We start from the raw sequence: 12611 nt of genomic DNA, 5'->3' as shown, positions 1-12611 counted from the left end.
TTTACTTCTTTAACCAGTACTTGCTTCCGTCGGATTTACGGTCTATAAACCCATATTCGACGAGATATCTTCTGATAAGCACATAATCGTCATAAATGCCTTTTAATACATGATTTAATTCTTTTTCATCGTACATATCGTCTTTCTTCAACTGTTTAGAAATCTCACGAAGAATGACCAGCCTTTGCTTTTCCTTTGGGGGGAATGTCGTCAATGCCCCGTCAGAGAAGTACTTCTTCACGATTTGCTCCTGTTCGGTCTGTGTAATGTTGTACCGTTCGTCTACCATGGTGGCTGTCTTATGAACAGGGACAAACGTCGGGGCATTTTCGTCTTTCTCTTTCAGCAATTCCATCATGGTCAGGAAGGTCTTGGCCTGACGCTCCTTTTCTTTTAAAGCAAACCGGTGATGCCGGATAGTGGACGCACTCCCGATATCCAATTCTTCTTTGATTTCTTTGTCATTTTTCCCTTGATAAAAGAGGGTCAATAACCGTTTTTGGTGATCGGTAAGACCCGTGAGTTTTTTATCCATTCCAATTAAATAATCGAATACAGATAGGTGCGTACCCTCAATATGAACACCCATATATTTTTCGGCGAGGTAAAATTTATCTTCGTAAGGATAGACCATGCCTTTTTCAATGATCTCTCCGCACATAAGACAGATAAAGGAATCTTCTTCTTCTATAAAACCTCTTTTCATTTCTTCCAAAGAGGCACTCCAAAACAAGTTGGAAAGCTCCATTCCTTAACACGTCCTATTCTTTTTATCTTATACGAAATTATTATACAAACTTATTTAAAATTTGTTTGTTAATTTATAAACATAATATAAAATTGTTTGTAAAATGTCAATGGGTGTTGATGTCCACAGTCTCCAAATCGATGAATCAGCAGACTTACCTAAAAGCGTAGACCTGATGCAAAGGGCGTGGTATCTTCAGATTATCAAGGTGTGTAAATTTAAATCGAATGGAACGGAGGCCGAAATGGATGAACGACGTGACGAACATTAAATGTGAAAACATAACAGATGATATCATTCAGGAATACCAACAAAAGGGGTTTGAGTTGGTATTCCAAGAATATGTGATGGAACACTCTTTAACACACATCCCCAGAATCGAAACATCTTTTCCTTTGACTTTCAAAAGTTGGTCACCATCATTGAAAGAGCCATTTTATGAAGTGTACGAAGCCTCATTTAAGGACCGTCCCGGTTTTCCAGGGTGGCCGAGGGAGAAGTGGGTGGAGTGGATATCGTCCGGTTCTGATTTTCTACCGGAAAGGTCCTATATCGCGACTGTCAATGACCAGGCGGTAGGGTTCATTGCTACCGATCAGGAGACAGATACAATCGGGTATATCATTCAAGTGGGTGTGATTCCGGAGTGGCGGGGAAGAGGGATTGCTGCTGTATTGACTTGTAAATGCTTAGAAGACCTCCGACAAGATGGAATGAAATCCGTCGTCCTCCACGTGAATCAAAACAATCCCGGAGCCATAAAGTTATATGAATCTATAGGATTCAGGACTGTCCGGAAAAGAGGGACGTTTGGAATGACATCTTAGGGTATCTCGAATAGAAGGATACGCTTTTGTTGTTGTATTTTGGAGATTGAAAAATGAGAGTAGAATCTAAGTTTTCATATTGTGTTAGAAATATGATTATTGAACGAACAAGGCAATAGCCAGGTGTCTCTGGTTATTGCCTTATTTAGCTTGTTATTTTAGCTTTTCTTCACAAAGTATAGTATCTTGACAACTCCTCATACTAACTTTTAGGGAGGATGAAGGATGCCTAAAATAGAAATGTCCTTAAAAGAAAACATTAAAAACATAAAGAACACCTTTCACGATACATCTGACCTTATCGTAAGAAACATAAAGGCGGGTTGCGAAGGTTCCCTTGAAATGAATGTTGTCTATCTGGACGGAATAATCGATGTAGACCTTATTCAGGATTACGTGGTCAAGCCGTTATTGGAACCATTTAAGGGAGAAGATTTTAATGAATCACTCATCGATCAAATCATGGGAAGAATAGTTGAATCGGCAGATGTAAAAACGACAACTCAGTATCAAGAATTGACCGATGCCATTGTACAAGGAAATACAGTTTTGCTGATTAACGGGACTCGAGAAGGAATCATAATCCCATCTCCAAAATGGGCAGAAAGAAGCGTCGAAGCGTCAATCGGAGAACGTTCGGTAAGAGGTCCGCAAATTGGATTAACAGAAAAGATGAAAACAAATATTAATTTGATCAGAGGTTCATTAAAAACGCCGGATTTGTGTGTGGAAACAGTAGAGATTGGCTCCACTTCACCAACATCTGTTTCCATCTTATATATAGAAGGTACTGTCGATAAAGGGATATTAAAAAAAGTCAAAAAGAGGCTACACAGTCTTACCGTAAAGTATGTCCTGAGTGAAAGAGTAGTGGAGGAAGTACTAGAAGGAAAACCAAAAACATTTTTTTCCCGGCTAAGACATTCAGAACGAATTGATGGGGCAGTTTCATCCTTATTTGAAGGAAGAGTGGTAGTGATTGTGGACGGGTACCCTTTCGCCATCATTGCTCCTGCTCTATTTATAGATTTTATTCAGGCACCTGATGATTACCACATATCCATGGGCAGATTTACGAGCCGAATCATCCGTTTTATCGCCTTTCTATTAGGGGTGTACCTGCCAGCGGTTTACATAGCGTTAGCCAATTTTCATAAAGATGACTTACCCAACAAGATTTCGAAAGCAATCATTTCAAACGATGAGCTATTGCCAACCTTTTGGGAAATCGCCATTCTTTTATTCTTGGTCAGAATATTAGTAGATGTTTCGTTTCGTCTTCCACAGAGCGCGGTCATATTGGTGTCTTTAATCGGGACCATCGTCATTGGCGAAACAGCGGTCACCGCCAAATTAATCCACCCCGTCAGTCTGATCGTCATAGGGATAACCGCTCTTTCCAGTTTCTTGGGAGCTAACAGAGGACTGGTGGGACCTGATGCCACCTTAAGAATAGTATTTTTATTAACGGCTAACTTTTTTGGTTTTAATGGAATCATCATTGGAACAACCATTTTAATACTGTATATGGTGAGTCTGAAATCGATAGGCGTTCCTTATCTTTCACCTATCATTCCGTTTAAGATGCAGGAATTGAAGGATGCATTTTATCGAGAAGATTTACAGAGGCTGACCAATAGCAAGCACAGTTATACGGAAGATAAAGGTTAAAAGTTAGGGTCAGACCCTCGGCACGGTGGAGAATTAATGTACCGAGGGTCTGACCTCAATTTTGGACAACGCTCATTTTTATCTAGTCTTTTTTATTGAGATACTGGATGCTTTTTATTTTTCTCATCGTTACGCTAAATTGTGATGGATGTTGGCACGGCAATAAAGATATCATGTTAATTATGTGAAAATAGAAATTTTACAGAGATTTCACTTTATTCATTGAAATGAGTGAAAAATGGGTGTACGATAAAAAGAATATTCTTAGAAATGAATCCTGATAGAAGGTATAGTAGAGACACTTCTGAAGCGAACGGTATGATTTTTCATAATAAGCGGAGAAAATCTGCATTCGTTTCGTGGAGGGGTCTCTTTTTTATTTAAGGAGGATGCCGGCATGATAAATGAATTAACGGATTTTTTCTGGCAGCATGATATTTACTTCCGGATTGTAGTGAGTGCGGTGTTGGGATTCATCATTGGATGGGACCGGTCATCAAAAAATAAGCCAGCCGGTTTAAAAACTTATACATACGTATCGGTGGCATGTACATTGATCACGATCGTCTCAATCGAAGGCGCCGAGATGCTCAGTCAACCTGATAGCGGAAAAATGATGGATCCACTCCGTCTTGCTGCCCAAATTGTATCAGGGCTCGGCTTCTTAGGTGCAGGCGTGATCCTGAAAGATGGACTGCGGGTGAAAGGCCTCACTTCCGCTGCGATGATTTTCTACGTGGGTGGTATCGGAATCGGCATTGGAGCAGGATTTTATTCCATTGTCATTTTCGCCACCATTGTCACGTTCATCATGACGAGGATCGGAAACTTCTTTGAAGAAAGGGAGCTCAAGGCGATGAGCCTGCCGAAGCTGCGGAAGAAAAATGATGAGAAAGAGGAATAAATGTGGGGGTGAAATGGATAGGTGTGAATGATCAACAACTACTTTATGCGGATATGAGTAATGTTACAGGGATTCTTAACCCTATAATTCGGATGAAGTCTCCACGTTTAAGCTCGTTGTTTTTTCATTTGATTACCTATTCAACATCTCCCCTTTTGTGTTTACACCATAAATCAGCACTGAAATGTTTGTGTTGTTAGCACGTTGTTTCGTGTCATTGATTCTCGCTATAATTTACTTAAGATTTACATTTCTTCGTTTAATCACCCTGCACTTGAGGTAACAGTCACTATAAGGAGGTGTTGTAATCATGGAAGCAATCAGTAAGCGTTTTTTCTTGTTTCTTTCTCACAATAAGGCGTTGGATAAGATGGCCAAACGGTGGGGATCAAGATTTGGGGCTAATAAGCTTGTAGGGGGAGAAACCTTTGCACAGGCGATTCCATTGATTACGCAATTGAACGAAGAGGGATTCCAGGTTACGGTCGATCATCTTGGTGAGTTCGTCGATTCCACAGAGGTGGTGAGGGAGAATGTCCAACGATGTATCGAGAGTATCAGTGCCATTGCCTATCATGGGCTGGAGACTGAAATCTCTGTCAAGCTGACTTCCCTGGGATTGGATATCAGTCAAGATCTTGTCATGGAAAGTATGGAGTTGATTCTTGCGAAGGCAAAAGAAAGCGGAATCACGGTCACTCTCGATATGGAGGATTCCTCGAGGTGCCATGCCATCCTTGACGTTTACAAGAAGCTCTGTCAAAAGTACGACAATGTGGGGACGGTAATCCAATCTTATCTCTATGTTTCAGAGAAGGATGTGGATGATCTCAATCAGTGTTCCCCTTATTTGAGGCTTGTGAAGGGTGCATATAATGAATCGGGTAAAGTGGCGTTCCAGGAGAAGAAAAAGGTGGATGACAATCTGAAGCATCTCATCAAGAAGCAGCTCTTGAACGGCCATTATACAGCGATCGCAAGCCATGATGAAGCGATTATCAATTACACCATCGGATTAGTGAAAGAACACAATATCCCGAATGACCGCTTCGAGTTCCAAATGCTTTACGGAATGCGGAACCAACTGCAATCCGAATTGTTGGAAAAAGGATACACCGTCCGCATTTACCTGCCATATGGCGAGGACTGGTTCGGGTATTTCATGCGACGTCTGGCGGAACGGCCGGCAAACATCGCATTCGCATTAAAAGGAATTTTCAGCAAGTAACATCCAGACAGATTGAAATCAGAAAGGAATGTGAAGAGAATGAGTAACGGAATTTACAATATCCCAACACCTACAAATGAGCCTGGTAATACATATGCCCCAGGTACGAAAGAAAGAGAAACGTTAAAAGCTGAATTAGTGCGCCAAGCTGGTATCGAGGTTGAGATCCCGGTCATCATCAATGGCGAGAAAATCAAGACAGATACAGTGAAGCAAGTGGTGATGCCACATGATCACAAACATGTGTTGGCTAACTTCTCCCAAGCTGGTGAAAAAGAGCTGCGCGATGCAGTAGAAGCGGCAATGGCTGCGAAGGATTCTTGGTCCAATATGCCATGGCAACACAGAGCATCCATCTTCTTGAAAGCGGCTGACTTAATTTCTGGTCCATACCGTGATGTCATCAATGCTGCAACGATGTTAGGTCAATCCAAAACAGCGTACCAAACGGAAATCGATGCTGCACAAGAATTAGCAGACTTCTTACGCTTTGGCGTTGATTATGCGAACCAAATCTATCAAATGCAGCCGGACAGCATGAAAAACATCTGGAATCGTTTAGAATACCGTGCATTAGATGGTTTCGTACTAGCGATCTCTCCATTTAACTTCACAGCGATCGGTGGAAACTTACCGTCTGCTCCTGCTATTATGGGGAACGTGGTCGTTTGGAAACCGGCAACAACGGCTATACTATCAAACTACTACTTTATGCGTATTTTAGAAGAAGCTGGACTACCAAAAGGCGTTATTAACTTCGTCCCATCTCGTGGTTCACAAGTGTCAGAAGTCGTATTAACAGACCCACGCATGTCCGGATTCCACTTCACTGGATCAACAAGCGTGTTCCAGACGATTTGGAAAACAGTCGGGGAAAACATCACAAACTACAAATCGTATCCTCGTTTAGTTGGGGAAACAGGCGGTAAAGACTTTGTCTTCGCTCACGAAACGGCACAAGCAGACAAAGTAGTCGCTGCACTTGTTCGTGGTGCATTCGAATACCAAGGTCAAAAATGTTCAGCAGCTTCACGTGCCTATATCCCAGCAAGCATGTGGGAAGAAGTGAAAAATGGTGTCGTGGAAGAAACGGCGAAGCTTAAAGTAGGGGATGTCAGAGACTTCAGAAACTTCATGGGTGCGGTCATTGACAAAGCTGCCTTTGATTCCATCACAAGCTACATCGACTATGCGGCTGATTCTGAAGAAGCTGAAATCATTGCCGGTGGTACGTATGATGATTCTGTTGGATACTTCGTTCAACCGACTGTCATCGTGACAACGAATCCAAACTTCAAAACGATGACCGAAGAAATTTTCGGACCTGTATTAACGATCTATGTATATGAAAACGAACAATTAGAAGAAACACTGACTTCCGTGGATACTGCTTCCATGTATGCCTTAACGGGTGCAATCTTTGCACAAGATCGTGAAGCGATCATGCACTTGGAACGCCGCCTATCCGGTGCAGCTGGTAACTTCTACATCAACGATAAACCAACAGGTGCCGTGATCAACCAACAACCATTCGGCGGTTCACGCGGATCAGGTACAAACGATAAAGCAGGCTCTATTTTCAACATGATTCGCTGGACCAGTCCTCGTATCATCAAAGAAAACTTTGCGCCAACAACAGACATTACCTATCCATTTATGGATGAGGAATAAATCGAACACGATGAGCTCTCCCGATCAGGGGGAGCTTTTCATTTTTTATTGAGGGATTTAACGCTATAATAGGAATCACAAACACTCGTGGAAAGGTAAGATTCCTATGGAAGCACTTGATATCATCCTCCAAACAGAAGACATTCATAAAGCGACGGAATTGATCAGCTCAAAATTAGGCAATCCCGTCATCATTGAAAACAAAAATTTCGAACTGATTTCATACAGTTCCTCTTCGAATAAGTTCGATCAAACACAGCTAAAGACAATCCTCACGAAAAAATGTCCGGTCTTCATCATCGATCGACTGAAAAAAGAGGGCATCGTCCACCAGCTCGAGAAACATACGGATCCGATCCGGGTACAGGCGATGGAAGAGTTAGGATTTCACCAGCGCGTCGTCGTTGCAGCCAAGTACCTGGGAAACACGATGGGATATATTTGGGTTCAGGAATCCAACCGTCTTCTCGAAAATGAAGAGCTCGCTTTCCTTGAAGAAATCTCCGCTCATCTTGGAAACCTGATCAATGATATGTACGCAAAAGTCAATATCAAAAAGGACAGAAAAGAAGAAGTACTATGGCATCTCCTGCAGCACGAATACGGAAGTGAAAGCCAGCTCCGCCATGATGCATCCCTCGTCAAGCTGACCCTGCCTGAACGGTTCACGGTAGCGGTATACTCGATCGCATCGTCGGACTATAAGCCTATGCTCGACCAATTGGAGAAGCTGGTCCAGGAATCCAGCTTCAACACAAAGATTTATTCACTACGAACGGAATTCCAGGTGATCCTCGTTCTCTACGGCAAAGCAGACACACCATCTTCCTCCCTGGAACTAGCCAGAGATCTAGTCGAAAAGGTGAAAGAACAAACAGGGGAAGAAGAATTCTACCACTTCCTGATTGGGATCGGGAAAGAATACACCACGTTATATCAAATGAGAAAGAGCTTCTTGGAAGCGTCAGAGGTCATTGAAACGGCTAACTTCATCAGCCCGCGTCCTGAATCCATGCCTCGGGAATTCGCTCATCTGGGTATTTACAGGTACTTGCCAACCCTTTATGAGAAGAACACGTCAAAGGATTATTACAGTGATGATCTGCTGGTATTGATTAAGAATGATGTGAAGAAACAGACAGATCTTCTTAAGACACTTGAGGTGTATTTGGCGAATGATGGGAAGGGGAAACAGACCGCCAATGAACTGTTCATCCATCCGAACACGTTGAATTATCGGATCAAGAAGATACAGGATCTGACTACGATTGATTTTAATGATTTTAATATGAAGGTTTATTTGTATACGGAGTTGTTGTTGTTGAATAATGTGGAGGCTTATTATCAGAGGTACAAGGATGCTTTGAAAGGGATTTGATGCTCTTGGCCAGAGGAGAATTCTATACGTAGGGGGCAAATATATTGGACTTTGAAATGGTAGAGAATCTCAATAGTAAACAAGTCGAAGAATTACACGTCATGTATGAAACAGAATGGTGGACTAAGGGACGGACACTTACTGACATTCATGTTATGCTTGAGAATTCAGACATTGTTATAGCATTGGTTGGACCACAAAATAAAGAATTAATTGCTTTTGCACGTATACTTACCGATTACGTTTATAAAGCCATTATTTTTGATGTCATTGTAAATACATCCTACCGTGGAAAGCATATTGGTGAAAAAATGATGAACAACATCATAGAGCACCCCTCGTTAAAGAAAATAAATCATTTCGAACTATACTGCAGACCAGAAATGATACCGTTCTACGAAAAATGGGGGTTCACAGATAATCTGGGTGAACTTCATTTTATGAGACGCGGTTAATAATGGAATAGACTTTAAGTTTTATGTGAAACAAGGATTCATACTAGGTGGAGTCGACACATTGAAGCAGTCATATATTCCAAATATAGAAAACACTTTGTATTGGTATAAGTTATTCAAGTATCCTGGGCAATAATGGAATAAGAAAGTAGAGGGGGACGGTACTTTTTTTACCTTTACCTTTTGACCATCACCCAGGAAAGTAGAGTGAAAGCCGTCCCTGTTTTTTTGTAAGAACTATTTTCCTAAATAAGATAATTTAACGTAGTACAATATGTATTTCACTGTATACTTAGAATATTCAGATTTTAAAAAAAGAAGAAAATTCGTGTATATTAGACAACCTGTCAAAAGATGCCTCACAATCTTTGTTTAAGAGTGACCCACTTATCGGTTGGGGATCTGGTTAAGTGCCAGAGATAATGAATAGACGGTAAGATTCCGCTTAAATGGTCACTACGATTAAAAAAGGCTGAAATAAGCGGAAAGATTCCGCCTATTGCTTCCAGAAATATAATAATGGGGGATTTATCTGTGCTTAAGAGGAAATCCTCCGCTTATTTCCCTTCAATACTAAGTCCATCCTGGATATAACCGTAAAATCTCCGCTTATGTTCTTTCAGCCTAATAGACTGGGACCTGACCCCGCCTTCATCAGGGTCGGACCTTCTGTTAAAAGTAGGAGAGGTCCGTCCCTCTCTTTATGTAAAAACACTTAACAATATAAATCCGTTGAGTGGGAATGAGTCCGTTTCTTACTTCTCCTTTCGACTAATCTCAATCTCCCTTAAAGTCAATATGTAGAGTAGGAATCGTCCCCAGTTTGCATGCTTTCAAGTTGGATTTTGGATGAATTAGCCAATTTGAGTATATTGAAATTAATTCAAAAACAGGATTGACAACCCAACTAATATCCTTTAACATTACCCTAATGCTAAAACGCATTATAACGTTAACTTAATAAAGCGATATCTTCTTATCCAGAGAGGTGGAGGGACTGGCCCTGTGATACCTCGGCAACGGGTTCTTATGAATACCGTGCCAATTCCATCAAGTCATATGACTTGAAAGATGAGAAGAGCGGGACATATACATATTTGTGCCTCTCTTCTTATGAAGGGGGGCACTTTTTATTTTCTGCCATGTCCTTCACACACAGGCTTCAAGAAGAATACATAGCGAAAGGAGCAAGTCCTGTATGATCAGAGTTCAGAATGTTACGAAAGTTTTCGAGACGAAGGATGGCCCATTCACCGCTTTGAAGAATGTTTCCTTCGAAGTGAAGAAGGGAGAGATTTATGGCGTGATCGGATTCAGCGGAGCGGGAAAAAGCACGCTTGTCCGCTGTCTCAATTTTTTAGAGAAACCATCATCGGGTGATATTTTCATAGAGGGGCGCAGCTTGAAAGATCAGTCGGCAATCGATCTGAGGAAAGAGCGGCACCGCATCGGGATGATCTTTCAGCATTTCAATCTGTTTCAATCCCGGACGGTGGCAGGGAATATCGCCTATCCTCTGAAACTTGCAAAATGGCCAAAAGAAAAAATCAGCGAGAGAGTAAAGGAGTTGCTCGCGTTTGTCGGACTTGAAGATAAAGCGAAGCATTATCCGGATCAACTGTCAGGAGGGCAGAAGCAAAGGGTGGGGATAGCAAGAGCCCTGGCGACATCGCCTTCGATTCTGCTCTGCGATGAAGCCACATCCGCACTTGACCCTCAGACGACGGAATCGATTCTGAACTTATTAAAGAGAATCAACGCGGAGTATGGCATTACGATTGTGATGATCACCCACGAAATGGGGGTCATCCGGGAAATCTGTGATAAGGTCGCTGTCATGGAAAATGGAGAAATCGTGGAAGAGGGAAGCGTCTTCGATATCTTTTCCAACCCGCAGACCCCGACGACGAAAAACTTTGTGAAGAGTGTCATGAATGATCAGCTGCCGGCATCGGTTCTCGACAAATTGAATGACAGCAAAGAAGGGCGCATCTGCCGCCTTATTTTCAAGGGGGATTCGACGGGCACGCCGATTTTGTCCGAAACGGCAAAGAAATTCAATGCCCATATCAATGTATTATTCGGCCAGATCACGGAACTCCAGGGCAAGCCGTTCGGGAATCTCATCGTACAGATCATCGGCAGCAAGAAAGAAACGGAAGAGATCCTGGATTATTGGAAGAACAGATTATTCGTAAGCGAGGTGGAGAAGCGTGCAAGTTAACTGGGAATTATTTTGGCCAAAAATTATAGAAGCGACATGGGATACCGTGGCGATGGTGTCATTCTCCCTCCTGTTTGCAACGTTGATTGGGCTTCCCCTCGGCATCATCGTCGTGGTGACGAGAAAGGGGCACTTACTTGAAAATAAAGTCGTCTTTTCCATATTGAGCAGCATCATCAACATATTTCGTTCGATCCCGTTCATCATCTTGATGGTGGCCATCATTCCCTTTACAAGATTGGTAGTGGGCACATCGATCGGAACGGCGGCAGCGGTCGTGCCGCTTGTCGCATTTGCGGCACCGTATATTGCAAGACTGGTAGAGAGCTCGCTCCTTGAAGTGGAACCGGGTGTCATTGAAGCGGCGGAGTCCATGGGGGCAGGGCCGTGGCAGATCATTTTCGGGATCCTCATTCCGGAAGCATTGAGTACACTGGTCCTGAATATCACGATCGCCACCATCGGCCTGGTCGGTGCATCGGCCATGGCTGGGGCAGTCGGAGGCGGGGGCCTCGGAGATCTGGCCATCGCTTACGGTTATCAGCGATTTGAAACATCCGTCATGATCGTGACTGTCATCATTTTAATCGTGATGGTGCAGGGATTGCAGACAGCAGGAAATACCTTATCAAAAATCATCAGAAGACGTTAGGAGAGAGGAATATGAAAAAATCAATCAGTCTAGCAAGTATCGCGATTCTATTAATCACCCTTATATTGAGCGGCTGCTCGGGAAACAGTGCATCCGGCTCAAGTGAAAAAGAAGTTGTTAAAGTCGGAGTGAATGGATCTGGGGTGCCGATTTGGGAGTATATGAAAGAGAAAGCAGAGAAGGAAGGGATTGAGATCGAGATTGTGGAGTTTGCCGATTACGTGAGACCGAACCAGGCCCTGGCCGATGGGGATATCGACCTGAACGCCTTCCAGACGATTTCGTATTTTGACTCTTTCGTTGAAGAACATAATCTGGACCTTGTACCGATCGGCTCGACGATCATCGCGCCAATGGGAATCTATTCGGAAAAATATAAATCGGTAGAAGACTTACCGAAAGGCAGTAAAGTAGCCGTTCCTCAAGAGGCGACGAACCTTGGCCGTGCCCTTCTCCTACTGGAGGAAGCAGGTTTGATACAACTGAAAGAAGGATTTGATCAGTCACAAGGTTTGGAAGCCATAAAAGAAAACCCGAAAAACCTTGAATTCACACCGGTCGTCGCTGCCCAGACACCGAGGGTACTACCGGATGTTGCAGCATCGATCATCAATAATGGTGTCGCTGTTGAAGCAGGGTTCGTCCCGGTTGATGACAGCATCTATATCGAAGGGGCGGAATCTAAGCCGTTCATCAATATCATCGCGGCGCAGCAAAAAGATAAAGAAAATAAGACTTATAAAAAGATTGTGGAGCTCTATCAGGAGGATGACGTAGCGGAACATATCAAGAAAACATACAAAGATTCCCTGATCCCGACATTCGTGCCGGTCAGTGAATTGCATTAGGAGGG

General features: G+C 42.8%; 11 protein-coding genes and 1 riboswitch. Of the genes, 10 read left to right on the top strand and 1 reads right to left on the bottom strand.

What is annotated here, in order from left to right; all coding sequences use genetic code 11:
* Position 1: 1 nt before the first annotated feature.
* Entirely contained in the window at positions 2 to 748 is a 747-nt protein-coding gene (locus ACXAF2_RS06605) for a DUF2087 domain-containing protein (protein ID WP_475137883.1), read from the bottom strand.
* Between the two features lie 248 nt (positions 749 to 996).
* Between ACXAF2_RS06605 and ACXAF2_RS06600 the strand changes: the two genes are divergently transcribed.
* The 10 genes from ACXAF2_RS06600 to ACXAF2_RS06555 all read left to right on the top strand — a co-directional run bounded on the left by ACXAF2_RS06600 (position 997) and on the right by ACXAF2_RS06555 (position 12606).
* The gene (locus ACXAF2_RS06600; RefSeq protein WP_475137882.1) at positions 997 to 1575 is read left to right on the top strand and encodes a GNAT family N-acetyltransferase; all 579 of its coding nucleotides are present in this window, start codon (positions 997 to 999) and stop codon (positions 1573 to 1575) included.
* 225 nt (positions 1576 to 1800) lie between these two features.
* Complete coding sequence (locus ACXAF2_RS06595; RefSeq protein ID WP_475137881.1) at positions 1801 to 3246, top strand: spore germination protein; 1446 nt, start codon at positions 1801 to 1803, stop codon at positions 3244 to 3246.
* A 397-nt stretch (positions 3247 to 3643) separates the two neighbouring features.
* A complete protein-coding gene (locus ACXAF2_RS06590; protein WP_428976672.1) occupies positions 3644 to 4150 on the top strand; it encodes an MgtC/SapB family protein in 507 nt (168 codons plus the stop codon).
* 310 nt (positions 4151 to 4460) lie between these two features.
* A complete protein-coding gene (locus ACXAF2_RS06585) occupies positions 4461 to 5378 on the top strand; it encodes a proline dehydrogenase family protein (protein ID WP_475137880.1) in 918 nt (305 codons plus the stop codon).
* Between the two features lie 39 nt (positions 5379 to 5417).
* Complete coding sequence (gene pruA / locus ACXAF2_RS06580) at positions 5418 to 7049, top strand: L-glutamate gamma-semialdehyde dehydrogenase (protein WP_475137879.1); 1632 nt, start codon at positions 5418 to 5420, stop codon at positions 7047 to 7049.
* Positions 7050 to 7155: 106 nt separating this feature from the next.
* Positions 7156 to 8427 carry a PucR family transcriptional regulator gene (locus tag ACXAF2_RS06575; RefSeq protein ID WP_475137878.1) on the top strand — a complete coding sequence of 424 codons (1272 nt, stop codon included), beginning with the start codon at positions 7156 to 7158 and terminating at the stop codon, positions 8425 to 8427.
* Between the two features lie 44 nt (positions 8428 to 8471).
* Positions 8472 to 8882 carry a GNAT family N-acetyltransferase gene (locus ACXAF2_RS06570; protein WP_475137877.1) on the top strand — a complete coding sequence of 137 codons (411 nt, stop codon included), beginning with the start codon at positions 8472 to 8474 and terminating at the stop codon, positions 8880 to 8882.
* A 973-nt stretch (positions 8883 to 9855) separates the two neighbouring features.
* Positions 9856 to 9960: riboswitch (SAM riboswitch) on the top strand.
* A 120-nt stretch (positions 9961 to 10080) separates the two neighbouring features.
* Positions 10081 to 11106, top strand: coding sequence for a methionine ABC transporter ATP-binding protein (locus tag ACXAF2_RS06565; protein WP_475137876.1), 1026 nt, complete (start codon positions 10081 to 10083; stop codon positions 11104 to 11106).
* Complete coding sequence (locus tag ACXAF2_RS06560; protein ID WP_475137875.1) at positions 11096 to 11758, top strand: methionine ABC transporter permease; 663 nt, start codon at positions 11096 to 11098, stop codon at positions 11756 to 11758. Before ACXAF2_RS06565 ends, ACXAF2_RS06560 begins: the two co-directional genes overlap by 11 nt.
* An 11-nt stretch (positions 11759 to 11769) precedes the next feature.
* Positions 11770 to 12606 (top strand): MetQ/NlpA family ABC transporter substrate-binding protein, encoded by an 837-nt coding sequence (locus ACXAF2_RS06555; protein ID WP_475137874.1) that lies wholly within the window; start codon positions 11770 to 11772, stop codon positions 12604 to 12606.
* Positions 12607 to 12611 lie beyond the last annotated feature (5 nt).

This window comes from Rossellomorea sp. ABR4_004, from assembly GCF_056159585.1.
Note: the sequence above shows the minus strand (reverse complement) of the source record. Positions and strands in the feature narration are given on the sequence as shown.